The organism is Bradyrhizobium sp. CCBAU 45384 (assembly GCF_028128665.1).
Classification (GTDB): domain Bacteria; phylum Pseudomonadota; class Alphaproteobacteria; order Rhizobiales; family Xanthobacteraceae; genus Bradyrhizobium; species Bradyrhizobium manausense.
The window spans coordinates 52,025-75,918 of record NZ_LBIZ01000115.1; the positions used below are offsets into that span (position 1 = coordinate 52,025).

A 23,894-nucleotide genomic window follows, 5' to 3' on the forward strand; every position below is an offset into this window, starting at 1 on the left:
CAGGTCACGCTTCGGGGAAGCCTCGCAAGAGATACGACCGTACCGCACCCAACAACGCGTTGAGGATCAACCCAAGCAATGAGATGGTGATCAGCGGCACGAACATGTCAACGGCCTGAAATGTTCGCGCTGCCGTGACAAGCGCATGGCCAAGCCCGTCCGTCGACGTGATCATCTCGGCCAGAAACACCACGATGCAGGAAATGACAAGGCCTATCCGGCATCCAGTCAGGATCGCCGGCATCGCCGCCGGCAAAACGACTTTGAACAGGATCTCATAGCGCGGCGTTCCTGCCGCCATGGCCGACCAGATAAGCTTTTGCTCCACCGTCGACGCCCCGTAATAGGTGGAAAGCAAGATCGGAAAGAGGGCGTCCGCAGTCACCAGCGTGATCTTCGATCCGTGACCGAAGCCAAGCAACAGTAATAGCGCTGGATAGAGCGCGACCTTCGGCAATGGCGCAAGCACCCGCACGATCGGCCGAACCAAGGCGTTCATCGCGGGACTGGCAGCAGCTGCAATCCCAATGCTGACGCCGAGCACGACTGCAATAGCAAATCCGGCGAACAACCGGACCAGGGTCGCCGCGATTTCCTGCTGAAAAGTCCAGGTCTCAAGCTGCTGGACCAGTCGGCCGAAGACCAAACCTGGCGGCGGCAGCAACACGGCGGGCGCGACGCCGAACGACACCAAACCTTGCCAGAGCGCGATCACGAGCACGATTGGTGCGACCCCCAAGAGGATGTTCGTTGAGAGGAAACGCGACATCATGAGAAGCTCAGCGGCAAGTCGAACTGAGGCTCGGACCAGCGCACAAGCCTTGCGCGGACGCGCTCGAAGACCGCATCAAGGCAGATGCCCATCGCGCCGACGATGATGATCATCGCATAGACCGTGTCGTATTGGCCCATATCGAGCGCGTTGAACAGGATATTGCCGGCGCCCGATTGGCGCGCGATCATCTCGCTGGTAATCATGGTAATCAGCGCAAGCACCAGGCCAGTGCGGCATCCAGTCAGAATCTCAGGCAGCGCTGCGGGCAGCACAATCCGGACCAAGCGCTGCAACGGCGAAAGTCCCATCGCCGCACCCGACCACAGCATCTTCTCTTCCACGGCCTTCGCCCCCTCAAAGCTGTGATAGATCACCGGCAGGCTGACGCCGAGAAAGATCACCAGGGTTTTGGTGATGTCACCGACACCGAGCCACAGCATGATGATCGGCATCAAGGCCGCTTTCGGCACCGGATAGATTACCATCAGCAGTGGATTAAAAAAGGCTGCGACGGCCCGGCTACGGCCCATCAACAGGCCTAGGGGCATCGAGACCAGTACCGCGATGCTGAACCCGATCGCCATGCGACGGAGCGAGGCCAGGATATTGATCAGGGATTCCCTGTCGCCGAGGATATCCGGGATTGCGCGGATCGCCTCGATCGCCGTTGGAAAGCTGTCGCTCTTCAGCACAAGCGAGGCAACCTGCCACACTGCCAGCAATCCGATGCAGGCCAGGGCCGGCGCAGCACGTTTGGCCATGGTAGTCGGGGAGATCACGAGGGCGAGCCGGCTTCGTCGCTTTCGTCGAACATGCGTTCGATGTCAACGACGTATTTCTGATAGCGCGGATCGAGCAACAGCTCGTTGCGGCGCCGCGGTCGTGGCAGGTCGATATCGATGACTTGCCGGATGCGGCCGGGAGACTTCGACATCATCACGACCTTATCCGAGAGAAAGACGGCTTCATCGACCGAGTGGGTGACAAACAGCACCGTCTTGCGGTCGCGCTCCCAGATATTGAGGAGATCATTCTGCAGGCGCGTACGCGTATGCGCATCAAGTGCACCGAACGGCTCGTCCATCAACAGGACTTCCGGATGATAGGCCAGCGTCCGGGCCAGCGCGACGCGCTGCTTCATACCGCCCGACAGCTCCTTCGGGTAAAAGTTCTCATAGCCCTTGAGGCCGACCATTTCGATCAGCGCGCGGCTCTGCGCTTCGGCTTCGTTGGTTCGCGCGCCCTGCTGGCGCGGCCCATACATCACGTTGCCGAGAACGGTCTTCCAGGGAAACAGCGCGAACTCCTGGAAGACCGGTCCACGATCCGGACCCGGGCCCGTGATCGCCTGTCCTTTCATCTTCGCCGCGCCGCTACTTGGGTTGACGAAACCACCGACGATGTAAAGCAGCGTCGACTTGCCACAGCCGGAGGGACCGAGGATGGAGACGAATGCACCTTCGTCAATCGTCAAGGAGATGTCCGATAGCGCCAAATGATCCTTGCGCGCCGAGGTCTGGAAAACCTGGGAGACGCGTTCGATCTCGATGATCGCAGAAGCCGGTTGCTGTAACGTCACCGGTCGCACCCATTCGGTTGATCTTGAAGGCACTACCTTCATCCCGCCTCTCGCCTCACTCACGCGCGAACGTCACGCAGCCGATCTGCCGAATGGCCTTCAACAGCGGAACGAGCTTAGCAAGAAACTTGCCACTCAGTCGAACCACGGCCACTCCACCGGGCCCTCATGCGTGACTGCTCCGTCCGGGGCCTGACCGACCAGACGCGCATATTTTGCAAGCGCACCCGCGCGATGACGCGGCGGAGGTTGCTTCCAATCGCGTCGGCGTGCAGCGAGTTCCTGCTCACCGACCAGCAGGTCCATGCGGCGGCCAGCGGCATCGATCCGGATCTTGTCGCCGTCGCGGACCAGCGCCAGCGGGCCACCAACAAACGCTTCCGGCGAGACATACCCGATGCACATGCCGCGCGTGGCACCGGAAAACCGCCCATCCGTGATCAGGGCGACCTTCTCGCCCATGCCCTGGCCGTAGATCAACGCAGTGACGCCGAGCATCTCACGCATGCCGGGACCGCCGACCGGCCCCTCGTTGCGGATTACCAGGACCTCGCCGGCCTTGTAACTGCGGTCGCGAACCGCTTCGACACAGGCTTCCTCATCCTCGAAGACACGCGCCGCACCCTCGAAGAGCTGGCTCTTCAGACCCGCCACCTTGATGACGGCGCCATCGGGACAGAGATTGCCCTTGAGCACCGCAACGCCGCCGTCAGACATGATCGGCGCGCGGGCCGCGTAAACGACCTCCCCGTCGGGCGCATTGGCCGCGCCATTTTCTTCCGCGAGCGTACGTCCCGTGATCGTCAGGCAGCTGCCATCAATATGCCCGCTCTGGATCAATTCGCGGATTATCACGGCTGCACCACCGACGTCGTAAACATCCTTGGCGGTATGTTTGCCCCCTGGCCGCAAGTTTCCGATCAGGGGCGTCCTGGCAAAGACCTCGCCAACATCATCGATCGTGAAACGAATACCTGCCTCGTTCGCAATCGCCGGCAGATGCAGAGCGGCGTTGGTCGATCCGCCCGTCGCGGCGACGATCGCCGCGCCGTTCTCCAACGATTTCCGCGTCACGATGTCGCGCGGCAGCGGTCCACCACGCTCCAGCATTTCCATGATCAGCCGCCCGGCGCGACGCGAGATCTGCGCCCGCTCGGCATAGACGCCGGGCACCATCGACACGTTGGGGATAGTCAAGCCCATCGCCTCCGACACCATCCCCATGGTGTTCGCAGTAAACTGGCCAGCGCAGGCACCAATGGTCGGCAGGCACGCGCGCTCGATCCGCTCGAGCGTCGCGGCGTCGATCTCTCCAGTCATAAAGCTGCCGACGGCTTCGTAGGAGTCGAGCACCGTCAGCGTCCGCCCGTCCACGCGGCCCGGCAACGAGCTGCCGCCATAAATGAAGATGGAAGGCACATTGCAACGAACCATGCCCATCATCACGCCCGGAAGCGTCTTGTCGCATCCGCCATACCCGATCAGTGCATCATAAGCGAGACCGTGGACGACAGCCTCAATCGAGTCGGCGATCAGCTCGCGCGAAAACAAAGAGAACTTCATCCCCTCGTGATTCATGCTGATCCCGTCGGACACCGAGACGGTTGAGAATTCACGCGGCGTGCCGCCAGCCTCCTCGATCCCGGTCTTGGCGGCAGCCACTTGAAAGTCGTGGGTCATGTTGCAGGGCGTCTGCTCGCCCTTCATGCTGACAATGCCCACCATTGGCTTGGCGATGGCGGCATCATCCAGACCCATCGCGCGCATAAAGGCGCGATGCGGAGCGCGGTCGAGCCCGTCAGTGGTGATCCGTGATCGCAACTTCTTCATGCTTGCACTGTCTCGATGCACTGCCCCACACATGGCGGGACATTGCGACTTCGCTGATCCTGCAAACGACCTCTGGCCTATTGCAGCGGCGCGACGATGGTCGGGTGCTTGAACTGCGCGACATCCAGTTTTGGCAGCATTCCTGTGTCCGCATAAATGTCCAGCATCTTCTGAATTGCTGGGAAATTTGGCGCAGCGCCGGGATCGCGACCAAAATCATTGTCCTTGAGCAGGTAGGTCTCGAGCACCGGAATGGGCGCTTTCAGGACTTCATTGACGACCTTCAAGGTTTCTTCACGGTTCGCCAGTGCCGTCTTCATGCCTGAAGTGATATCGCGAACATAGGCCTTCACCAGGTCCGGATTCTTGTCGACGAAATCGGCGCGGCAGGCTTCCAAGATGTGCACGATGTTCGGCATGGCCTGCGACAGTGAGAACAGCTTTCTTGTGCCGCCCTTTGCCTCCGCACGTGCCGCAAACGGCTGGTTCATGTTGACCGCATCGACCCGGCCCTGGCGCAGCGCATCCTCGGAGACGGCAAAACCGACCTCGACCAGCTTGATGTCCTTGGCAGGATCAACCCCGTTCTGCTTCAAAAGCAGGTTGAACGGGCCTTGCGTGCCGCCGCCGATCACGGAAATGCCGACGGTCTTGCCCTTAAGGTCCGCAATCGTCTTGATCGGCGAGTCATCCATCACCGCCCAGTAGACCGAGAAGCCACCGGGCTTCTCGAAGACGTGCTGGGCCACGATGTAGGCCTTGAGGTTGCCGCCGACCACGCCGTTGGCCAGCGACAGTGGCGCCTGCGTCGCACAATCGAGAGCGCCGGCCGCCAAAGCCTGCGTCATCGGTGCGGTGCCCTGAAACTGGGTCCACTCGATGTTGTAGGTCTTGCCGATATCCGGGAATTCGGCCGGCCTTCGCATCATCCAGTATTTGGATTCCTCGGCCGGGATGGTCCAGCCCACGCGGATCGTCTGCTGTGCCCATGAGGGGCTCGCGCCCGCGATCATGGCCGCCACAGTTCCTGCCGCCAGCATCCACCTCGAAACTGCCCGCATCGTGCCCACTCCGTTGCTCCGGCGCCGATGAGCGCCACCCAACCCGACCGATTCAAATGTTTCATGGTTCAAACAATCAGGCAAGCCATGCAAGCCGCCCCGGTTTCGCTGCGGGATGCGTCATGTATGGTTCGGCCAGGGTCGTGCGCCGCTGCGCTGCGGCAAGAGGAAGCAACCTATGGCTGATGCGAGCAAGACAAACCCGCAACGCGTCGAAAGGCTCGGCTATCTGGGCCTGGGACTGATGGGAACGCCAATGACCCGTCGGCTGCTCAAAGCCGGCTTTCACGTCAGCGTCTGGAACCGTTCGGAGGGCAAGGTAGCACCGCTTGTCGAGGCTGGCGCCAATCGCGCGAGCACGCCGTGTGAACTATTGGCGAACTCCGACATCCTCTTCATGTGCGTGACGGATGCCGCTGCTGTCGAAGAGATAATCTTCGGGCCGGAGGGCCTTGCCGGGGCTCCCGGCGCAGGCAAGCTCGTGGTCGATTTCTCGTCGATCCATCCTGACGCCGCTCGCGATCTTGCGGCGCGGTTGAAAGCTGCGAACGGCGCAAGCTGGATCGATGCGCCTGTGTCCGGCGGCACCAAGGGCGCCGAAGAGGGCACGCTTGCCATCATGGCGGGAGGAGAGGCTGAAGACATCGAGCGGGCACGGCCCTATGTGCTGACCATGGCGCGCAGATTTACCCACATGGGTCCGACCGGCGCCGGCCAGACCACGAAACTCTGCAACCAGGTGATCGTCGGATGCGCGATGGTCGTGCTTGCGGAGGCAACGCGCCTTGCCTCGAACGCCGGGATTGACGCGAGCAGGCTTCCCGAAGCACTCGCGGGCGGCTTTGCGGATTCGATCCCGCTTCAACTCTTTGTGCCGCGCATGGTCCGGGGCATTCACTCGCCACCGCTCGGGCACATCGCGACGATGCTCAAGGACCTCGATACGGTCGCCGATGTCGCGCAGGCGACGTCGACGCCGGTGCCGATGGCGACGCTTGCCGGGCAGATCTTCAGGCTGGCCAAAGCGGCATGCGGTGCAGACGCGGACGCACTCGAAATTTACAAGCTTTCGGCCACGGAACGTTGAACTAATCCGCGTCCCTGAATCGCACTACGGCTACTTCTTGTGCGCGTCATCGGCCAAGAATCGGCCGTAAGTCCCTCGCACGAACAGCAGAGGCTCTCGTGCGTTGTAAGCATAGGCCTCGACGGCACCGAGAAAGATCACGTGATCGCCGCCATAATAGCGGTTGACGGATCGGCACTGAAAACTCGCCACACTCTCGGCCAGCACGGGCGCATTGCCGAGACCCGGTGTCCAGTTCACGCCCGCGAACTTGTCTTCGGACGACTTGGCAAACTTGTTTGCGAGCGCTTGCTGCGAGATGCCCAGCACATGCACCGTGAAATGGCTGGCATTCTGAAACACGGTCAGGCTCGATGAATAAACGCCGAGGCTCCAGAGGACCAAGGGGGGATTCAAGGAAACCGACGCGAACGAATTACAGGTGATGCCATACGGCTTTCCATCGGCAGCCGTTGCTGTGATGATCGTGACGCCCGTCCCGTAGGTGCCGAGCGCGTTGCGGAAATCACGCGGGTCGATCGGCGAGTTGTCGCTTGCGAACTCGTTGGCGGGATCGGCGGCGGCCGGATGCTTTGGCTGGTCATTCATCGGCCGGCCTCACAAGGTGAGATTCTCGGACGGCAGGCCGAGCGCCACGCGTCCATAATTGGTTCCGGCCGCATCGAAATTGAATGCGAGGTGCGAATTGATCGCGTGAGCATCGCGGAATTGCCGCTGTAGCACGCCCGTCGTGAACAGGCCGCGCGCCCCGCTCGCCGCGAACAACATCGAGACTGCATCAGTACATAGATTGACCGAGAACGCACCGTCGCGTCGATATCTGGTTTTGGTGACCATATCGGGCGTGCGGTTGCGCCGTGCGTCCTCCATCGCCTCGATGCAGGCCGAGCGCATGATGAGGCGCGCGGCATCGATCTTAGCCGAAGCTTCCGCGATCTTGATTTGCGTGCTCTGGAAGTCGCTCAGCTTGGCGCGGTTGTACGTCGATATGCGGTGACGCGCGACCTCCGCATAATCGTCCAGGCACGCCTGTGCATTGCCGAGCGCGACGCCCGAGAGAACATAGGGAAACAGCGAGAAGACCGGAAGCGCGTATAGCGGATTGGGGTTCACCTTGCTGCCGGGCGTCGCGCCGCCCGCGAGATCACCCACCGCGACCGTCATATGATCGGGCACAAAGGCATCCCTGACCTCGACATCCGACGACCCTGTGCCGCGCAGTCCGGCTACATTCCAGGTATCGAGGATCTTGTAGTCAGCCCTGGGTAATAGAAAGATGCGGTATTCGATCCCATCAGCCTCGTCGTCGGACGAAACAACGCTCGCAAGCATGTTCCATGCGCAGGAGCCGACGCCCGACGAGAACGGCCAGCTTCCGCGCAGCTGGTATCCGCCTTCGACCTTCCTGGCACGGCCGGCAGGGAAGATGAACGATGACGCGATCAGCACGTCCGGATCTCGGCCCCAGACCAGATCCTGCGCACGCTGCTCGAACATGCCGAGCATCCAGTGGTGACTCGCCAGATTAGCCAGATTCCAGGCGACCGATGCGTCGGCCTGCCCAAGCAACTCGGCACAATCGATCAGGGCAACATAATCGAGCTCGGCGCCGCCGATACGCTTCGGCTGAAGCATCCGGAACAGGCCGGCTTCATGCAGGTCGCGCTCGGTCTCCGGCGGCAGGTGCCGCAGCTCCTCGGTTCGAACCGCACGTTCCCGCAATTGCGGCACGAGCGCTCGGGCCTTGGCAATCATCGCCGCATAGGCTCGTTCGCCGGAGTCTGTCGCCACCGACTGACCCATGTTCGGCTCCTGACCAGGCACCATTCGCGTCCCTCGCTCTCATGCATTTATGAGGCTGGAACCCTGCCAAATCAAGCTGTTGCTGCGCTCAGTCCGATGTCGCGGTCTTACGCAGCCCGAATGCGCCTTTTTCGGCCAATGCCGCAATCCGCTTCGCGTCGTAACCAAGCGTCTCGCGCATGACGCCCTCGGTGTGCTCGCCCAACAGCGGCGCCGCCACAGGATCAACTGCCGCCGTCAAGCTCATGCTGATTGGCGGCTCGATATTCGGCACCCACTGCGCGGTACGATGAGGGATCCGGCTCACGCGCGCGCGTTCGCGCGCTTCGGGCGCATTGAACCCTTCCTCGACCGTTCGGAGATAGCCGACCGGAATATTGGCCAGCTTCATCTTCGCCATCCAGTTCTCGAGCGTGTCGCTTGCGAAGACCTCGGCGATGGCGGCACGCAGGAGCTCCTTGTTCTCAGACCTTGCTTTGCGGGTGGCAAACTGCGGCGCGTTAATGAGATCCGGGCGGTTCAGCACCTCGACCACCAGCCGTCGATACAGCCGATCATTGGCGCACGCCATGTAGAGCGGACCATCGGATGCCTCGTAGACACCAACAGTGGGAGACCCGGCCGGCGAATTGCCGAACCGCCCAGGATTCTCGCCGTTGATCAGATAGGCCATCCCATAGAAGCCCGTCATCCCCATGGCGACGTCGAACAGCGCGACCTCGACATGCTGCCCACGGCCGAGCCGGTCCCGCGCCAACAGCGCCAGCAGAATGGCATTGCAGGCTGCCATCCCCGTCGCTATGTCGACAATCGGCGGCCCAGTACGAACCGCCGGGCCATCCGCGAACCCGTTGAGCGACATGAAGCCGCTCTCGGCTTGCGTGATAGGGTCAAAACCCGGGCGTGAGGCAAATGGTCCGGTGCGCCCGTAAGCGGAGATCGAGCAATAGACCAGCCGCGGGTTAAGCGGCGCGACGGCCTCGTAATCCAGGCCGAACTTCTTCATGACGCCGCTCGAAAAATTCTCCACGACTACGTCCGCCTTGCGGATCAGATCCAGCGCTATCTCGCGCGCCTCCGCCACGGCGAGATCGAGCACGATACCGGCCTTGTTGCGGTTCAGGCTGAGATAGGCTGCGCTTTCGCCGCCGACCTCGGCATGCTCATAGGCGCGCGTGTCGTCGCCGCCATCGGGGTTCTCGATCTTGATGACGCGCGCCCCGAAATCGGCCAGTGTCTGTGTGCAGGCGGGGCCGGCAACCACGCGCGTGAAATCGACAACCAGCAGGCCATCAAGCGCGGTTGGTCCTCCCGCCCCCCGCGGCGGGCGTTCCGGCAATTGAGGCTTGGTGGACATCCCTGGGCTCCCTTACATCGACTTATGTTCGCCGATTTTCTGTACGCGAATTTAAAGCCCGGGAGAGCAATCTCCGCAAGTGCTTCAGTCGCAAGGCTTCGATACACAAATGGGATCCAGCAGGTGTGACGTCTGAAATCGACGTGCCGCGTCGGCCGCATCGTCGCCCCGATAGACAAGCCGCCACACTCCCCGGTCAGAATCCGGCGTCACCGCAGTGTCGAAGAACTTCGCCGATGCAATTCAGCTAGCCTATCGTCAGGTGTCGACGATAGTATTTTTGTACATAGCATGATTCATCGAGTCGATTCGGCCGTGCGGCGGGGCGCCGCCCACGAGGAGCTCACTTGCTAAGCATGACCTCCACTCCGAGCCAGACAGCTCCCATCAGACCAGTGGCAATCACCGTAATCACGGCCTTCACAGTATAGCTGTGGGCCTGCTCCACGCTTTTTCGCCACCGCCGAAGGTGCTGGAAGTTCGCCCTTATCTCCGACCCTTTCGAATCAACCTTGCCAACTCGGTGAGCGAGTGCCATCGCGCTAAAGATGCAATGAGAGACAGCAATCCAATGACTTGTCGATTCCATTCAGCGACTAGAACAATCTCCTTGCAATGAGGATGTTTGCTAGCTCTGGCTGACAGCTGAGACTGGTTTCCTCAGCTTGTAGATGTGGTAGATGTCCGAAGCGGGCGTGTTCGCGGAGGCTCTTCCCGCGTATACCTCCTGCACCGCCCAGCCCTCTTGGCGCAGACCATCTACGAGACCGAATTTCTCGTCCCACTCTTGTAGCGCCAACAGATATTCCGGGTTGAATGATCGGGCGATGTCGGCGATCGCCTTTGACCTTAGCTTCCCGGCACTTGGGTATGTTAGCTGCTTGTGAAATTCTATCGCGGCCGGCGTCTTGAGTCCCACAAGGTCGACTAGCTGAGCATGCCCCGCGTACGCGACATAGCCAGCGTCATGTACCAATATTTTCGGTCGACCAGGCAAATTTTCATTGATCCATCGCACGGCGTCGGAAAGGCTTTTCTGATGTCCTGTTATGTGTGTCCAATAGTCAGAAAGTTGCCATCCAAAGCCTAACGGCAGAAAGAAAATTGAAATCCAGATAAGTCGGAGCGTTTTTGTGCGAGCCGCCGAACTAAGTCCGCACGCAACGCCAAAGAGTATAATGGGTACAAATATGTAGAGATATCGACTTCCGTTATGGGCGAGCCCACTCGGGAACTTCCAGAAATACGAGCCGATGAAAATGGCCGCAAACATTGCCAGCATGATACCGGCGGAGCGCGGCCGTATGTAACGAACGCAGAGAAAGAGTGGGAAGCAGGCCACCGCCGCTCGAGCCATCGCTAACGCCACGAAGAGCAATTTGTTCGGCCAATCTGCGTAACTGTCTGCGAAGTAGTACGTCTTGGCGCCGACAGTGCTAGGAACCAACGAGCCCGTGTCGAACCAGTACCACACCAGGAACGGAACAGCGCCTAAAAGCAAAGTCGTGCATGCCGCGATCTTGAAACGGCAGGTACCGCTCTCAAGAAGCAAAATGGACATCGATCCGACAGACAGAAGTGTAAGCTCCGGCCGAATAAATGGCATGATCCCGCAAAGAAGGGAGATCCAGATCGTTCGTCTCTTGTCTGTAAGTAGCTTGATGTTCCAAGCCACTACAGCCATCGCGAGCCCCGTGTCCATTCCATTCAAGAGCTGAAACAGCGTACCCGCAAAGATCAAGCCGCCAACAGAGATTAGCATTGCCTCCGACCGGTGGCACCCAACGTTGATGCTGGCGAAAAATAGACCGAGCACATATAGGACGCCGCACGATGCGCCGAGCACGTACAATGCGACAGTATCGGAGAACACTACTTTCTCAATAGCCAGCAGCAGAACGAGGTGTACACCGCTCGTGGCTCCTACGAGAGCGGGAACTCCGAGGTAATTCTCATCGTGACCGTCGTGAATAACCTGCGCATTGTGTAAGTTGATGAAGGCGTCATCCGTAGGGAAGACAGCTCCTCCGACAACCAAATAGACCACAGCGAAAACCGCAGCCGTCGCGAACACGAAGGCTGCAATGGTCCATCGGCCCTTTAGGATCAGCTCCAAATCGAGCTACCTTCTTCTAGTGGATAGGAAATCATTGCCAGAAGACAATAAGGCTTTCCTAACGGGGCCAGTAATTCGACCCGATGACCCGACGCCGAGCAACAGCACCTCGCACCTCAACGTGGAGGACCGGATATCCTTAAGGTGGGGGTATCGCGGTCGAGGGCTTGTCCCACCCCCTGACCCGGAGCAAGGTACAATGGCTAGCATTGGATTGCTTATCCGCATCTTGGATTACGAAGGCCTTTCAAGATGCCGGTCTTCGTAGACGTGGCGTTCATCCGCAGCCCTAGCCAGACGGACGCCCGCATCACCCTAAGACGGTAGAGCGGGCGCGAATTGCTCCCGTTGAGCTCTTCTCCGTTGGACCCGCAAATCGCATTGCATTCCTCAAGGTGGCTCGTTTGTTCCTAGGTTCCCACGCGGCGAGAGTTGCTCAACCCAGATTTGCCTTCCGGCCGCCCATTCACCAGCGGCACGTAAATAACCCGACAGCTACGGCCGGGCTGGGACCGACTGCTGTGTGCTCACCGACAAGGGCCGTTATCGAATTTGGAACACGACGTCTCGCCTTTGCTGAACGCGAGGCCGAGCGCGGCCACGTGTGAACCCAGGCCGTAGTCGAGCTTCCTGGTCGCGAGGTTGGGTCTCCGCGGATTCGCTCGGATCTCGACGCACTCGCCCCAGCGTAAGGCCAGAAAGTAGAGCGGAGCGTAGCCCGATCAACAGCATTTCGAACGTCGGGTCGTGAGGTTTATAGCGATAAATCCCGCGCGGGCTGAACTAAACTATTTCCATGATGCCATCTGCCAGTGTTTTGGCAGACGGGTCAAAGGTCGTTTAGGCTAAACCGAAGGCGGCTCCGGCGCGAGACGGGGGGCTTGGTGCGCCTGGAGCCGCCATTCGCAGCCGGCCAATCGGCGGTACGCCGGCACGAGACCAAATCCGGGCTCGAACTGAAGGTTCCTAACATCCCCGCGGCCCGAACTTGCGCGCTTGCCCGAGGTCAAGGACGATTCCCGATCGCAGCGCGAAAAAGCGGCATTACGCCTTGTTCAATCCGGCGCCGCGATCGATTACGGCCGCTTCGCCCTTGGCGGTGAGCTCGTAGGTGTCGCCGTCCTTCTGCACGTAGCCGTCGGCAATGAGCCGAAACAGCCGCTCGTGCCGGTCATCGCTATCGCCGAAGGCGATGGACTGACCGATGTCGCAGAGCAGGGCAATATCAGAATCTGTCAGCACAGCTCCTCCGGATCATACAAATTCCGAAGTCGCGCCCGGTTCCTGAGAGAGGCGAGGCCTGTGTGCTGGTCGCGCTCCAGTCTTCATGCCGGCGCAGCGAAGCGCGATGACGTTGCGAACTTAAACCGCGAACGATTTGTCGCACACGTCTTGCGGCGCGTCTCGGTCTGGAACCCGCAAGGCGCGGCGCGCATTTTATCGCAGGAGGTCAATCATCCATGAATCGTCGTCGTCGACGACGAAGTTCTCGACGTCGACACCGGACGGGCTCATGCGGACACTCCGATCAGGACGGCGGCATCAAAAAAGCTCGTGCCGGATGTTTTCCACGCGCTGAACCGACCTCTTTCGATGACGCCATCATGCCAGTGTTTTGCCCGACGGGTCAAGCCACCATTTTGGCTAAACCGAAAACGGCTCCGGTGCAGGACGGGGGCTTGGTGCGCCGGAGCCGCCATTCCAGCCGGCCAATCGGCGGTATGCCGGCAAGACATCAAATCCGGCCTGGAACTGAAGGTTCCTAAACCGCCCTTGCGGGTCCAAACTTGCGCGCGCCGCGTTGCCAGCTGTCGCACTTCACGACGCCCGCGGGCCGGCCGGATCAGCCGACGGCAAGCGCGATCGGATCGCGCCGCGACTAATCGACATCACGCCTTGTTCAGCGCCGCGATCGATCACGGCCGCTTCGCCCTTGGGGGTGCGCTCGTAGGTGTCGCCATTCTTGTGCGCGTAGCTGAAGGCGATGGACTGGTCGATGTCGCAGAGCATGGCGATGTCAGCGTCTGTCAACATGCACTCCTCCGGACCATACAAATGCCGCCGCCGCAGTCCGTTCCTCCTGAGCGCGCAGGTGGACATCGTTTGACAATAAATGACCCGCGGCGAATTGCTCCGCGCGGGCTGAGCCGAACTCCTATGCCATGGTGCCAGTGTTTTGCCCGACGGGTCAAGCGAACGATCCGGTAACCAAGCGCGTTGGTCGCGCAGGAGGACCGGCCATGACATCCACTGCTGCACCCAGGACGTCGCGAGATCGGCCGGGGCAGAAGCCGTGCATCGACAAGGAACGCGAAACGCAGGAGGCCCACATCGAACACGCGGGCGAGACTGACACGAACCGCGATCTCGCGCACGGCGAGGGTGGAACCATCGATCTGCCCACCAGGCCCGGCGATCTGTCGCAGGACGATTAGGCGCAGCTTCTCCTCCCAACTTGATATGTGGTGCACAACGGGCTTGCTTCAAGCTCCCGTCCCCGGTGTACCCCCGCGCCTCAAACCGCCGAGAGAGAGGGGTCACCACATGCCTGTCCTGCTACCGACGCCTCGCCCGCGCGCCCGCACGTCGCCAACATCAGACCATGCCGTCGTGATCGCCGGCGGCGGGCCGACCGGATTGATGTTGGCGGCGGAGCTGGCGCTCGCCGGATGCGATGTCGCGATTCTCGAGCGCCGCGCCAGCCAGAACCTCACCGGCACGCGCGCGGGCGGCCTGCACGCGCGCAGCATCGAGATCCTCGATCAGCGCGGCGTTGCCGATCGCTTCCTGCGCGAAGGGACGATCACGCAGCTCGCGGGCTTTGCCTGGACGCGGTTCGACATCAGCGATCTGCCCACGCCTCACCCTTACGGGCTTGCGCTGCGGCAGAGCCACATCGAGCGCATCCTCGCTGATTGGGTCGAGCAGCTCGGAGTTTCCATCTATCGGGGCCGCGAGGTAACAAGCCTGGTGCAGGACTTAACCGGCGTCGACGTGACGCTCGCCAGCGGCGAGAGCCTGCGCGCGGATTATCTGGTCGGCTGCGACGGCGGGCGCAGCCTGGTCCGAAAGGCGGCGGGCCTCACTTTTGCCGGCACGGATCCGACGCTCAGCAATCTCATGGCCGAGGTCGAGATACATGAGGTGCCGCAATGGGGCCTGCGTCACGATGGCCTCGGCTTTCACGGTCTCAGCAAGACGGAGAACGGACGCGTGCTGGTCGTCATAACGGAAGCAACACTCGATCGTAGCGGCGAGCCTTCTTTGCGCGATCTGAGCGAGGGGCTGATCGCCGTGTACGGCACGGACTTCGGCGTCCACAATCCGTCCTGGATCTCGCGCTTCACCGATGCGGCACGCCAGGCCGTCAGATATCGCAAAGAACGCGTGCTGCTCGCCGGCGATGCCGCGCACATCCATCATTCCATCGGCGGACAGGGCCTCAACACCGGCTTGCAGGATGCCGTCAATCTCGGCTGGAAGCTGGCGCAGGTGGTGAAGGGCATTTCGCCCGACCGCCTGCTGGACAGCTATCACGCCGAACGCCATCCCGTGGCTGCGCGCGTCTTGCGCAACACCAGGGCCCAGATCGCCCTGCTCCGCCGCAACGACGACGGCCGCAAGGCCGCGCTCGAAATCGTCTCAGAGCTGCTCGCAATGGAGGAGCCCCGCAAGCGCTATGGCGCAATGATGAGCGGGCTCGATATCAGCTATGATCTCGGCGGCGCGCATCCCTTGCTCGGCCGCCGCATGCCCGATCTGGCGTTGACCGTCGCGGGGCGGCCGATGCGGCTGTTCACGCTGCTGCACGATGGGCGCGGCTTCCTACTCGATTTCGGCAGTCCTGTCAGGCTGGACATCTCGCCCTGGGCCGATCGTGTCCCACGTATCGATGCCATTTACGACGGCGCATGGGAGCTCCCTTGCATCGGAGCGATTGCCGCACCGACAGCGGTGCTGGTGCGGCCCGACGGGGATGTGGCGTGGGTGGGCGAGGAGAGCGGAGGCGGACTCGCGGAGGCGCTCACGACCTGGTTCGGCGCAGCGTAGGATCATTGCAGCAGCCAAAACAGCAAGCCCGGCGGGCTTGCTGTTTTGTTCAAAAGTGCACTTTGGATTCAGCCGTCGCGTAAAATGAGTAAGTGGCTCAAAGGCTGCAAATAGCGCTTGAAAACAGCACGAAGATTTCTCGGCCGACCTATCAAATGATGAGGACTCCTTGCAAGACGGGTCGTACGGTTAACCATCACCGCAAGGCCCCCCGGCAGATATCGGTGATGAGAACGCCCGATCGCGCTCCCGCCTTCTCGAACATGGGAGCATCGCCATGTTGAAGCGGCGTCGTTTCAAGCAGACCAAGACACTTCACCAGAGGCTTCAAGAGGAAGCCGCGCAATTGCGCGAGCAGGCGCGCGCGCTCGCGCCGGGACGTCGCCGCGAGATGCTGCTGCGCCGCGCGCGGCAGGACGAGACGGCGATGCAGATCGAGGCCTGGCTGCATTCGCCCGGCCTGAGGGCGCCGACATGAGCGAGCATATCGCGCCTATCTGGCCGGCGAAGACGGCGGCTTCTGTCTATGCCGCGCGCGACAGCTGCGCCGTCTGCTCGATCCGCGCTTCCAGCAAGGCGATCGAGGTCCGTAAATTGTCGCGGCGCTCCCGCATATTCAACGCCAGCATCGAATAAGTGGGGCTGCGAGGATCGGCATTGCCGGCATTGCGCTCCTCCTCGGCAATATCGCCGTCCAGCATCTGGATCCGCCAGTGCAGGTCGGAGATCAGGGCATGGAGCTGCAGGGACGCGGTCGCTTCAAAACGGGACGTTGACTGCATGTGATCGCCTCAATCTGAAACGGCCCGAAGGGCCGGGCCGGATTAAGACGTCCATAGCAAGAGGGATGCCAGCCCTTGGAAGAGACCCGAAAGGTCAAGCTTGCCTCATTCCTCGGCCAGCTTCCGCTCGATATAGGCGTCAACCGTCTCGGCGAACGAGCGCTGCACGCCAACCGAAGTGACATGAAGCTCGAGCGCGTCCTGCTGGAGCACGCGCAGGCCGCGCCGACGTGCGCAGACCGGGGCCATGGCGAGGTAATCGTCGATGGCATCGGTCGCCAGCGGGATGCCTTTCGGATCTCCCCGCGCGATCAGCAAACGCAGAAAGCTCAGGCAATCGGCCAGACCCGGCATGGGTTCGCCTTCAGCCTTGCCGCGATTTCGGCTTGGGCTTGCTGACGGGCTGGGTATGAGTCCCGAACAGGGCCAGCAGCAACGCGACTTCTTCCTTCGAACCGATCTGGATCATGAGTTGTCTCCTTATCGCTCCGTTGGTCGGGCCTATCAGCGATGGAGTTCAGGACGATCTGGTTTCAGGATTGTTTCAGGACGGTTTCGTCGTTAGAGCATGATCCGGAAAAGTGTGAAGCGGTTTTCCCTCGCGACAAACGCGGAACGCGTTTGCGCTGAGATCATGCTCAAACAAAAAGAACGTCGCGGCGATGTCCTGTCTTCAGCTGCCTGGCTGCCAGCCGACGATCGCACCGACCAGGCACAGCAGCGCGCCGCCGGCCGTGCCGACCATCTGCATCCAATAGCGGATCGGCATGGTGTCGCGGTAAAACTCCTGCCGCGACCATCTCGACCAATCCCACCAATCGTCGCTGACGAACAGGATCTTTCGCTCGACATAGCCGTACCAGGCCTTGCGGACGCAGTAGATGCCGAGCCCGAACGCAGCAAGACGATAGAGCACATCAAGAGCGGGGTTCATGCCAACATCCGGCCAAAGATAACAGCCACCAAGGCAACATCTCTGCCTGTCTTGGTGTCGCCGGAGGCGATGCGGGTTCAATCGGGCGGCTGCCCCCGATCCAAGGATGAGATCATTCCGCCCGCTCGGTGGAAGGCGGGTAGCTTGCCCGTAGCTGCGGCAGCCATGGGTCGGCAGGAAAAAAGCTCCCGCCTTCGGAGTCTAAGGGAAGAACGGAGGGAACGTTGCCGCACCCAACGCTACTAGAGGCACCCGAAGGCGGGGCCGCAAAGGGCTTAAGTTTACCAACGGAGGACGACAGCAATATTTTCGCCGGCCTCCACCGCGAACGATACCAAGCCTCATGGAAGAGCTCAAGATCGGACCGGTGCCGGTACTCATTCGGATATTGGCAATTTAGCTTCGACATCGGAACTGAGTTTGAGATGCCGCGTTTTCCCGGGAATGGATGAGGAACATACAACGCGGCCCCCGGGAGGGTGGTTGGCCCCGGCTTTTGCAAAAGCCGGGGCTTCTTCATTTGGAAAGCTGTTTAGGAACGATATCGCCACTACCAAGTTTTCCTGGTGCCCTTCCCCAAAGGGTGACCCCAAGTCGGCCCCAGCTCCATCGCCCCCACTACGTGAGCTGGGGCCTTTTTTGGCACCCCGCAGAGTTTGAAAGCGCGCGAACTTGTGTTCGACCTCTTCTCCCACGTCTAGCCGATTGCCTGGTGATGTGCTCAGCCGCAAGCAGCTTTGGGGCGAGCGTATGGGAATGCCTCAGGGCTGCAGCAGTGAGAGGAGCCTTTGGCGGTCTTGATCGCGCAGGCGCTGAGCTTCACGCAGCCGTTCCAGCTCCCTTTCAGCAGCCGAAGTATTCTCGCCTTCCTTTTTCAGGTCGAGCACCAGCCGCTCCTGTTCTGCAAGCTGTCGCTCTCCTGCCACCACGTCGCGCTCAACACGGCTCAACTCATCATAGATCGAGGTTCTGTCCATCGAAGTGCTCCTCAGTGCAAGATCAACCCCGATCCGGATTTCACCGTTCCCTTTCTTATTGCCAAATTTCCCCGATGCTTTGCCGCGAGGTCGGAAGACGAAAAACGAGTCTTTGGAACGCCGCGTCATGGTAATGATTGAGCAAAGAGCGAACTCTTCGGAGGAAGACAGCGATGCGTTCGATTTTGGCCTTGAGCGTCCTGCTGAGCCTGTGCGGCGTCGCGAACGCGGCAAGCGTGCATCTCGGGCACCACCGGCACGCGGCGGCTCGTCCCCATCATCACATGTACCGGTCAGGTTTTGCCTATGCGCCGCGGCAATATTCTAACCCCTGTGACAGGCCAGAACCATATTACGGCGCTTGCCAGGGTTACGCGCCCGGCGAAAAGCAGCAATTTCTCGAGAGCGTGCTCAACCCTTATTAGCTGAAAGCCGCAAGTGGGAGTCTCGTAGCGCCGCCTCTTCTGACGGCGATCTGGTCTCACTGAAACGAGTCAATCTTTAATCGAATGCCCCCCTGCGGATTCGGCGAGATGAAATCTCTTCGCGCCATGTTGGCACATGTCCGTTCTCGCGTGAGGGAGCCATGTACTACATCGCAGGCCTACTGCTTGGGCTGTCGGGACTATTCTATTCGGCGGGCCATCACGAGCTCGGCTCGTTCGGGGCCGATGTGTGCCGCTATGGCGGCCTGTTCTGCGACAGCCCGGCAGTCGTCTTCACCGGCGCGGCGCTCTCCGCCGCCTGGGGCATGTTCGTCAGCATCAAGTAGGGATCTCGGGTCGCACCGCGAGCTCCTTGCGGACGGCGGCCGCTGAATTCCCCACCTTGTCGACGGCCTGTTGCAGCTCCTCCCTGGAGACGCCGAGCGCATGGCTCCAGTACTTGACCTCCCAGGCCTCGTGCATGTTGATCTTGCTGCGATCCGGCTGCTCGCGCTTCGTCAGGCGGTCCATTGCGCTATCCTCCTCAGAAAAGAAGAACGTCGCCACGCCCGCCCCGTTCCGAAGCAGAGCTAGGTGAAAATTCGTACAGCCAATTCGATTCGGAAAATCATCTTAGACGTCGGGCCCCTGCAGGCCCGCCGCCAACGCAGCCAGCGGCCGACTTGATAAATGTTAAGTCGCGGGCGCGGCCGGCCTGGCGGCACTTAACATTTGTTGGATTTGCTTCTTTCGGTAACGCATCGTCCACAATGTTGAGAGGCAGGAGCGGCATGATTTAACCTTTGTTGTCAACAGCACGCCGGAGTTTATGCTTTTTGGCCGCCACGCGCTCAGTCGCGTGGGGGAATCGAGTGCCGTGACAAGCGACATAATCTGGGCGCCGCTGTTTCAGCGCCTGAAAACGACGACCGGCGCGGACGACAGGGATTTGGAAGCACTCGCGGCGCTGCCGTTCACGCTCCGCACCTTTCGTGAAAACCAGACCGTGCTGCGCGACGGCGAACAGCCGAGCGAATGCTGCCTGATCGCCGACGGCTTCTGCGTCCGCTCCAAGACGATCGTGGACGGCAGGCGCCAGATCCTCTCGATCCACATTCCCGGCGACCTGCCGAACCTGCAGAACCTCCACTTCCCCACCGTCGACCACGACCTGATCGCGCTGTCCGATTGCACGCTGGCCTTCATCGCCCACAAGGCGCTGAACGACCTCATCAGCCAGCGATCCGGTGTCGGCGACATGTTCTGGCGCGACACGCTGGTGGATGCCGCGGTGTCGCGGGAATGGATCGTCAATGTCGGCCAGCGCTCGACCTACAACCGGCTTGCCCATCTGATCGTCGAGTTGCGCGAACGGCTGCGCCTGATCGGCCGCGTGATCGACAATACCTTCGAAATCCCGTTGACGCAGGAGCAGTTCGGCGAAGCCATGGGCGTGACGAGCGTGCACACCAACCGCATCCTGCGCGAACTACGAATCGACGGCGTGCTGGAGCTCCAGCGCGGCACGGTGCGGATCCTCAACGAGCACAAGCTGCAGGAGCTCGCCCAGTTCGACGGCCGCTATCTGCAGATGTCGCCGTCGTCCTAGAGCATGCTCCGCAGACACGTCGCGGACCGTCGCAAGCGAGCGTCATGCCCTGTTCTTGACGTGGAGGCAGACCCGCCAGAACCGGGCCCTGGAACTTTCCGGCCATGATCGCGCTTAAACCTTGAATTCGCAATTTCCGGAAGGTGAGCCCTGTCGAACCGATCCAAACTTCAAGCCTCCGCGCGCGATAGCGCCGTCGCTCCGGCAAAGGCGGCGCCGACGCTGCTGCAACGGCTCGGGCCGGGCCTGATCACGGGAGCGGCCGACGACGATCCGTCCGGCATCGCCACCTATTCCCAGGCCGGCGCGCAATTCGGCTACGGGCTGCTCTGGACGGTGTTCCTGACCACGCCGTTTATGATCGCCATTCAGCTGGTCAGCGCGCAAATCGGCCGGGTCACTGGCAAGGGACTCGCGGCGAATGTCAAAGAGCTCGCTCCGCGCTGGATCGTGATGGCGCTTGTGGGGCTGCTCGTTGCCGCGAACACCTTCAACATCGCCGCCGACATCGCCGCGATGGCGGAGGCGCTCTCGCTGGTCATCGGCGGGCTCAATCACGAGCATGCGCTGATCTTCGCGGCGGGCTCGACCCTGCTCCAGGTCTTCCTGCCCTATCGCCGCTACTCGCCGGTGCTGAAATTCCTGACATTGACGCTGTTCGCCTATGTCGCGACCGCCTTCACGGTGGAGATTCCGTGGAGCACCGCGCTGCTGTCGGCGGTATGGCCGAAGGCGAATGTCAGCGCCGATTATTTCATGATGGTGGTCGCAGTGCTCGGCACCACCATCAGCCCCTATCTGTTTTTCTGGCAGGCCTCCCAGGAGGTCGAGGAAATGAACCTTGGCATGCGCGACCGACCGCTCCGCGAGGAGACACGACGTGCCGGCGATCCCGAGCTCACGCGCATCAGGGTCGATACGACCCTCGGCATGCTGCTATCGAACGGCATCGCCTTCTTCATCATCCTGACCACGGCCTCGGTGCTGAACGCCAACGGCGTCACCAACATCAACTCGGCGACGCAAGCGGCCGAAGCGCTGCGGCCGCTCGCCGGCGATTTCACCTTCGCGCTGTTCGCGCTCGGCATCATCGGCACCGGTCTGCTGGCAATTCCGGTGCTGGCTGGCTCGGCGGCTTATGGCGTGGCGGAAATCTTCGGCTGGCGCGCGACGCTGGAGGCAAGGCCGGAGAAGGCGGTCGGCTTCTATACCATCATCGCGGCCGCGACCATCATCGGCTTCGGGCTCGGCTTTACCGGGATCGACTCGATCCACATGCTGGTGTGGAGCGCCGTGCTCAACGGCATCGTCGCGGTCCCCATCATGGCGATGATGATGGTGATCGTCTCGAGCAGGGCGATCATGGGCCGCTTCAAGGCGAGACGCTGGCTGGTCGTGCTGGGCTGGCTCGGCACCGCCCTGATGGCGCTGGCCGTCCTCGCTTTGCTCGCCTCGTCGCTGATAGGCTAGACCGGCGAGAGCGCCGCCGATATCTGTGAGGCGATGATGAAGGCCGCAATCACGGCCGGCACACTGATGAACCGCAAGAACTGGTCGACTGAAAGCATTGTTGTCTCCCCAAAGACAAAGCGCCCCTAGCCAAAAAAGTCGGGGCTTGGCATTTTCGAGACGATTCCAAGAAACATCACGATCCCCCGGACTCTACGGGCCTTGTGCCAGGGGCCCAAAATTCGATGGCTGGGCAAGCATTTGCGGGCTTCACCGCACTCAGTCGTTAGCCTAACAATTGTGGCTGGCCCCGAGCTTGCGACCGGGACACAAAACCAATAACGCCCTTGCCGGGCGACAGGGAGCGACATGGCAAAATCATCAAAAGCAACAAGTCTCGAGATCCTTGCCTGTGATGCAGGCTGGAGAAACTATCACTTCGTCAAGGTGACGACGGAAGACGGCGTCGTCGGCTGGAGCGAGTTCGACGAGGGTTTTGGCTCGCCGGGCGTTGGTGCAGCGATCCAGCGCCTGTCGGCGCGCGTGATCGGCCAGGATGTCTTCCAGCATGAGCGTATCCATGCCGAGCTGTTTGCCGCCACCCGCCCTGCCGCCGGCGGCGTTGTGGCCCAGGCGCTGGGCGCGATCGAGAATGCGTTGCTTGATGCCAAGGCCAAGTGCCTGGGCGTGCCCTGCTATGAGCTTCTCGGCGGCAAGATCCGCGACCGCGTCAGAGTCTATTGGTCCCACTGCGCCACTTGGCGGATCAATCATCCCTCCTGGTACAAGCCGCCGATCGAAAGTCTCGACGGCGTCAAGGCCATGGGGCATGAGGTGCGCGAGAAGAAATTCACCGCGCTAAAGACCAACATCTTTTGCTATGATGACGGCAAACCCACGGGCTGGCGGCCCGGCTTCGGCTCGCCCTTTGCGCCCGAGATCAATGTCGACCGCAAGATCCTGCGCGACCTGCGCATGCATCTCGAGGCAATCCGCGACGGCGCGGGCCCTGATGTCGACATCTTGCTCGACTGCAATTTCAACGCCAAGACCGAAGGCTATTTGAAGATCCTGCGCGAGATCGCCGATCTCGACATGTTCTGGATCGAGATCGACAGCTTTAATCCGGAGGCCCTCGGCTACATCCGCCGGCAGAGCCAGCATCCGATCTCATCCTGCGAAACGCTGCTTGGCTTGCGCGAATTCCTGCCCTATTTCCGCGAGCAGGCAATGGACGTCGCCATCATCGACACGCCCTGGAATGGTGTGTGGCAGTCGATGAAGATCGCCTCAGCCGCGGAAGCCTTCGAGGTCAACGTCGCGCCGCATAATTTCTACGGTCACCTCTGCTCGATGATGAACGCGCATTTCTGCGCGGCTGTGCCGAACCTGCGCATCATGGAGATCGACATCGACCGCCTCGCCTGGGATCGCGAACTGTTCACGCACGAGCCGGACATCCAAAACGGCCATCTGATCATTCCGGATAGGCCCGGCTGGGGCACCGAGCCCAACGAGGAGGCGCTTCGCGCGCATCCGCCAAAGACGACAGGCGGGCTCCTCAGTTACGGTCGCAAGAGCTGACGCCTAGAGCATAATTCAGAAAAGTGTGAAGCGGTTTTCCGAAAAGATCATGCTCAAACAATAACTTAAAGCGCGATGATGATTCGTCCTAATCGCATCTCGCTCTAAGGTGTCACCGGATTGACGGTCGGGGATGTCTTCGGCCCCGGCCGCTCCGGTTCGACCGGCGATTTCGGTTCAGTCGGAAGCACCTTGGCGCCCGCCGCGCGGGCGGCTTCGCCTGTGGTTGCGTACATCGCAACATAAGCCGGCTGGGTCTTGGCGCGGCTCCACGGCCCGTGGTCAACGATCAGCATCGCGGCGATCGTCATAGCGGCCACGATCATCGCGATCACGCCGGGGTGCCGAAGTGCTATTGAGATGGAATTTGCGAAGCGAGCTGTTGCCATCGGAAAAACTGCACCTTTTGTCTCGTGGATCAACGCAAAGGGGGCCTGACGAGTTCCGCTTTCGGATCAGCAAGTTCCGAGCCAATG

At 61.1% G+C, this 23,894-nt stretch carries 26 protein-coding genes; 9 read left to right on the plus strand and 17 right to left on the minus strand.

All coding sequences use genetic code 11. From position 1 onward, the window contains the following. Positions 1-4 precede the first annotated feature (4 nt). From XH80_RS28080 to XH80_RS28100, 5 genes are all read right to left on the minus strand, one after another. Positions 5-772 (minus strand): ABC transporter permease, encoded by a 768-nt coding sequence (locus XH80_RS28080; RefSeq protein WP_271601371.1) that lies wholly within the window; start codon positions 770-772, stop codon positions 5-7. After that, on the minus strand, positions 769-1,536 hold the full coding sequence (locus tag XH80_RS28085) for an ABC transporter permease (RefSeq protein WP_057749596.1): 768 nt from the start codon (positions 1,534-1,536) through the stop codon (positions 769-771). Before XH80_RS28085 ends, XH80_RS28080 begins: the two co-directional genes overlap by 4 nt. A 14-nt stretch (positions 1,537-1,550) precedes the next feature. Then, a complete protein-coding gene (locus tag XH80_RS28090; protein ID WP_271601372.1) occupies positions 1,551-2,396 on the minus strand; it encodes an ABC transporter ATP-binding protein in 846 nt (281 codons plus the stop codon). Positions 2,397-2,489: 93 nt separating this feature from the next. Beyond that, positions 2,490-4,184, minus strand: coding sequence for a dihydroxy-acid dehydratase (ilvD, locus tag XH80_RS28095; protein WP_271601373.1), 1,695 nt, complete (start codon positions 4,182-4,184; stop codon positions 2,490-2,492). 77 nt (positions 4,185-4,261) lie between these two features. After that, entirely contained in the window at positions 4,262-5,245 is a 984-nt protein-coding gene (locus XH80_RS28100; RefSeq protein WP_271601374.1) for an ABC transporter substrate-binding protein, read from the minus strand. A 178-nt stretch (positions 5,246-5,423) separates the two neighbouring features. Here XH80_RS28100 and XH80_RS28105 point away from each other — a divergent pair, with 178 nt between their 5' ends. Continuing rightward, on the plus strand, positions 5,424-6,332 hold the full coding sequence (locus tag XH80_RS28105) for an NAD(P)-dependent oxidoreductase (RefSeq protein WP_271601375.1): 909 nt from the start codon (positions 5,424-5,426) through the stop codon (positions 6,330-6,332). 30 nt (positions 6,333-6,362) lie between these two features. Here XH80_RS28105 and XH80_RS28110 read toward each other — a convergent pair whose 3' ends face one another. The 6 genes from XH80_RS28110 to XH80_RS28135 all read right to left on the minus strand — a co-directional run bounded on the left by XH80_RS28110 (position 6,363) and on the right by XH80_RS28135 (position 13,642). Then, positions 6,363-6,920, minus strand: coding sequence for a flavin reductase family protein (locus tag XH80_RS28110; protein WP_057749612.1), 558 nt, complete (start codon positions 6,918-6,920; stop codon positions 6,363-6,365). Positions 6,921-6,929: 9 nt separating this feature from the next. After that, the gene (locus tag XH80_RS28115) at positions 6,930-8,159 is read right to left on the minus strand and encodes an acyl-CoA dehydrogenase family protein (protein WP_271601376.1); all 1,230 of its coding nucleotides are present in this window, start codon (positions 8,157-8,159) and stop codon (positions 6,930-6,932) included. A gap of 64 nt (positions 8,160-8,223) precedes the next feature. After that, a complete protein-coding gene (locus XH80_RS28120; RefSeq protein WP_271601377.1) occupies positions 8,224-9,492 on the minus strand; it encodes a CaiB/BaiF CoA transferase family protein in 1,269 nt (422 codons plus the stop codon). A 628-nt stretch (positions 9,493-10,120) separates the two neighbouring features. Beyond that, positions 10,121-11,608 (minus strand): hypothetical protein, encoded by a 1,488-nt coding sequence (locus XH80_RS28125; protein ID WP_271601378.1) that lies wholly within the window; start codon positions 11,606-11,608, stop codon positions 10,121-10,123. Between the two features lie 1,044 nt (positions 11,609-12,652). Beyond that, positions 12,653-12,850: a hypothetical protein gene (locus XH80_RS28130; protein WP_271601379.1), complete on the minus strand. Its 198-nt coding sequence runs from the start codon at positions 12,848-12,850 to the stop codon at positions 12,653-12,655. Positions 12,851-13,426: 576 nt separating this feature from the next. Then, positions 13,427-13,642, minus strand: coding sequence for a hypothetical protein (locus tag XH80_RS28135; RefSeq protein WP_271601380.1), 216 nt, complete (start codon positions 13,640-13,642; stop codon positions 13,427-13,429). Between the two features lie 206 nt (positions 13,643-13,848). On the opposite strand from XH80_RS28135, the gene XH80_RS28140 reads away from it, so the two are divergent. From XH80_RS28140 to XH80_RS28150, 3 genes are all read left to right on the plus strand, one after another. After that, the gene (locus XH80_RS28140) at positions 13,849-14,043 is read left to right on the plus strand and encodes a hypothetical protein (protein ID WP_271601381.1); all 195 of its coding nucleotides are present in this window, start codon (positions 13,849-13,851) and stop codon (positions 14,041-14,043) included. A 109-nt stretch (positions 14,044-14,152) separates the two neighbouring features. Next, positions 14,153-15,658 (plus strand): FAD-dependent monooxygenase, encoded by a 1,506-nt coding sequence (locus XH80_RS28145; RefSeq protein ID WP_271601382.1) that lies wholly within the window; start codon positions 14,153-14,155, stop codon positions 15,656-15,658. 277 nt (positions 15,659-15,935) lie between these two features. Then, the gene (locus XH80_RS28150) at positions 15,936-16,136 is read left to right on the plus strand and encodes a hypothetical protein (RefSeq protein ID WP_271601383.1); all 201 of its coding nucleotides are present in this window, start codon (positions 15,936-15,938) and stop codon (positions 16,134-16,136) included. Between the two features lie 46 nt (positions 16,137-16,182). Here XH80_RS28150 and XH80_RS28155 read toward each other — a convergent pair whose 3' ends face one another. The 4 genes from XH80_RS28155 to XH80_RS28170 form a co-directional block, all read right to left on the minus strand. Next, a complete protein-coding gene (locus tag XH80_RS28155; RefSeq protein ID WP_271601384.1) occupies positions 16,183-16,440 on the minus strand; it encodes a hypothetical protein in 258 nt (85 codons plus the stop codon). Positions 16,441-16,545: 105 nt separating this feature from the next. Continuing rightward, on the minus strand, positions 16,546-16,794 hold the full coding sequence (locus XH80_RS28160) for a hypothetical protein (protein WP_271601385.1): 249 nt from the start codon (positions 16,792-16,794) through the stop codon (positions 16,546-16,548). 319 nt (positions 16,795-17,113) lie between these two features. Then, positions 17,114-17,374 (minus strand): hypothetical protein, encoded by a 261-nt coding sequence (locus XH80_RS28165; RefSeq protein ID WP_271601386.1) that lies wholly within the window; start codon positions 17,372-17,374, stop codon positions 17,114-17,116. A gap of 761 nt (positions 17,375-18,135) precedes the next feature. Further along, the gene (locus tag XH80_RS28170; RefSeq protein ID WP_057749644.1) at positions 18,136-18,351 is read right to left on the minus strand and encodes a hypothetical protein; all 216 of its coding nucleotides are present in this window, start codon (positions 18,349-18,351) and stop codon (positions 18,136-18,138) included. 173 nt (positions 18,352-18,524) lie between these two features. Between XH80_RS28170 and XH80_RS28175 the strand changes: the two genes are divergently transcribed. Together XH80_RS28175 and XH80_RS28180 are read left to right on the plus strand one after the other, a co-directional pair. Then, entirely contained in the window at positions 18,525-18,776 is a 252-nt protein-coding gene (locus tag XH80_RS28175; protein ID WP_271601387.1) for a hypothetical protein, read from the plus strand. 161 nt (positions 18,777-18,937) lie between these two features. Then, entirely contained in the window at positions 18,938-19,123 is a 186-nt protein-coding gene (locus XH80_RS28180; protein WP_271601388.1) for a hypothetical protein, read from the plus strand. Here XH80_RS28180 and XH80_RS28185 read toward each other — a convergent pair. Continuing rightward, complete coding sequence (locus XH80_RS28185) at positions 19,116-19,307, minus strand: DUF3606 domain-containing protein (protein WP_271601389.1); 192 nt, start codon at positions 19,305-19,307, stop codon at positions 19,116-19,118. The genes XH80_RS28180 and XH80_RS28185 overlap by 8 nt on opposite strands. A 346-nt stretch (positions 19,308-19,653) precedes the next feature. On the opposite strand from XH80_RS28185, the gene XH80_RS28190 reads away from it, so the two are divergent. The 3 genes from XH80_RS28190 (at position 19,654) to XH80_RS28200 (ending at position 23,418) form a co-directional block, all read left to right on the plus strand. Beyond that, positions 19,654-20,385 carry a Crp/Fnr family transcriptional regulator gene (locus XH80_RS28190; RefSeq protein WP_271601390.1) on the plus strand — a complete coding sequence of 244 codons (732 nt, stop codon included), beginning with the start codon at positions 19,654-19,656 and terminating at the stop codon, positions 20,383-20,385. Positions 20,386-20,607: 222 nt separating this feature from the next. Continuing rightward, positions 20,608-21,855 (plus strand): NRAMP family divalent metal transporter, encoded by a 1,248-nt coding sequence (locus XH80_RS28195; protein ID WP_271601614.1) that lies wholly within the window; start codon positions 20,608-20,610, stop codon positions 21,853-21,855. 348 nt (positions 21,856-22,203) lie between these two features. Further along, positions 22,204-23,418, plus strand: coding sequence for a mandelate racemase/muconate lactonizing enzyme family protein (locus XH80_RS28200; RefSeq protein WP_271601391.1), 1,215 nt, complete (start codon positions 22,204-22,206; stop codon positions 23,416-23,418). A 104-nt stretch (positions 23,419-23,522) separates the two neighbouring features. Here the strand turns inward: XH80_RS28200 and XH80_RS28205 are convergent, their stop codons facing one another. Continuing rightward, positions 23,523-23,807, minus strand: a complete 285-nt coding sequence (locus tag XH80_RS28205) for a hypothetical protein (RefSeq protein WP_271601392.1) — start codon at positions 23,805-23,807, stop codon at positions 23,523-23,525. Positions 23,808-23,894: the final 87 nt, after the last annotated feature.

Excerpts from the sequence above, each read along its gene's own strand:
- XH80_RS28080 (WP_271601371.1), bottom strand. The coding sequence starts at position 772 with ATGATGTCGCGTTTCCTCTCAACGAACATCCTCTTGGGGGTCGCACCA.
- XH80_RS28085 (WP_057749596.1), bottom strand. The coding sequence starts at position 1,536 with ATGGCCAAACGTGCTGCGCCGGCCCTGGCCTGCATCGGATTGCTGGCA.
- XH80_RS28090 (WP_271601372.1), bottom strand. The coding sequence starts at position 2,396 with ATGAAGGTAGTGCCTTCAAGATCAACCGAATGGGTGCGACCGGTGACG.
- ilvD (WP_271601373.1), bottom strand. The coding sequence starts at position 4,184 with ATGAAGAAGTTGCGATCACGGATCACCACTGACGGGCTCGACCGCGCT.
- XH80_RS28100 (WP_271601374.1), bottom strand. The coding sequence starts at position 5,245 with ATGCGGGCAGTTTCGAGGTGGATGCTGGCGGCAGGAACTGTGGCGGCC.
- XH80_RS28105 (WP_271601375.1), top strand. The coding sequence starts at position 5,424 with ATGGCTGATGCGAGCAAGACAAACCCGCAACGCGTCGAAAGGCTCGGC.
- XH80_RS28110 (WP_057749612.1), bottom strand. The coding sequence starts at position 6,920 with ATGAATGACCAGCCAAAGCATCCGGCCGCCGCCGATCCCGCCAACGAG.
- XH80_RS28115 (WP_271601376.1), bottom strand. The coding sequence starts at position 8,159 with ATGGTGCCTGGTCAGGAGCCGAACATGGGTCAGTCGGTGGCGACAGAC.
- XH80_RS28120 (WP_271601377.1), bottom strand. The coding sequence starts at position 9,492 with ATGTCCACCAAGCCTCAATTGCCGGAACGCCCGCCGCGGGGGGCGGGA.
- XH80_RS28135 (WP_271601380.1), bottom strand. The coding sequence starts at position 13,642 with ATGTTGACAGACGCTGACATCGCCATGCTCTGCGACATCGACCAGTCC.
- XH80_RS28140 (WP_271601381.1), top strand. The coding sequence starts at position 13,849 with ATGACATCCACTGCTGCACCCAGGACGTCGCGAGATCGGCCGGGGCAG.
- XH80_RS28145 (WP_271601382.1), top strand. The coding sequence starts at position 14,153 with ATGCCTGTCCTGCTACCGACGCCTCGCCCGCGCGCCCGCACGTCGCCA.
- XH80_RS28150 (WP_271601383.1), top strand. The coding sequence starts at position 15,936 with ATGTTGAAGCGGCGTCGTTTCAAGCAGACCAAGACACTTCACCAGAGG.
- XH80_RS28155 (WP_271601384.1), bottom strand. The coding sequence starts at position 16,440 with ATGCAGTCAACGTCCCGTTTTGAAGCGACCGCGTCCCTGCAGCTCCAT.
- XH80_RS28160 (WP_271601385.1), bottom strand. The coding sequence starts at position 16,794 with ATGCCGGGTCTGGCCGATTGCCTGAGCTTTCTGCGTTTGCTGATCGCG.
- XH80_RS28165 (WP_271601386.1), bottom strand. The coding sequence starts at position 17,374 with ATGAACCCCGCTCTTGATGTGCTCTATCGTCTTGCTGCGTTCGGGCTC.
- XH80_RS28170 (WP_057749644.1), bottom strand. The coding sequence starts at position 18,351 with ATGGACAGAACCTCGATCTATGATGAGTTGAGCCGTGTTGAGCGCGAC.
- XH80_RS28175 (WP_271601387.1), top strand. The coding sequence starts at position 18,525 with ATGCGTTCGATTTTGGCCTTGAGCGTCCTGCTGAGCCTGTGCGGCGTC.
- XH80_RS28180 (WP_271601388.1), top strand. The coding sequence starts at position 18,938 with ATGTACTACATCGCAGGCCTACTGCTTGGGCTGTCGGGACTATTCTAT.
- XH80_RS28185 (WP_271601389.1), bottom strand. The coding sequence starts at position 19,307 with ATGGACCGCCTGACGAAGCGCGAGCAGCCGGATCGCAGCAAGATCAAC.
- XH80_RS28200 (WP_271601391.1), top strand. The coding sequence starts at position 22,204 with ATGGCAAAATCATCAAAAGCAACAAGTCTCGAGATCCTTGCCTGTGAT.
- XH80_RS28205 (WP_271601392.1), bottom strand. The coding sequence starts at position 23,807 with ATGGCAACAGCTCGCTTCGCAAATTCCATCTCAATAGCACTTCGGCAC.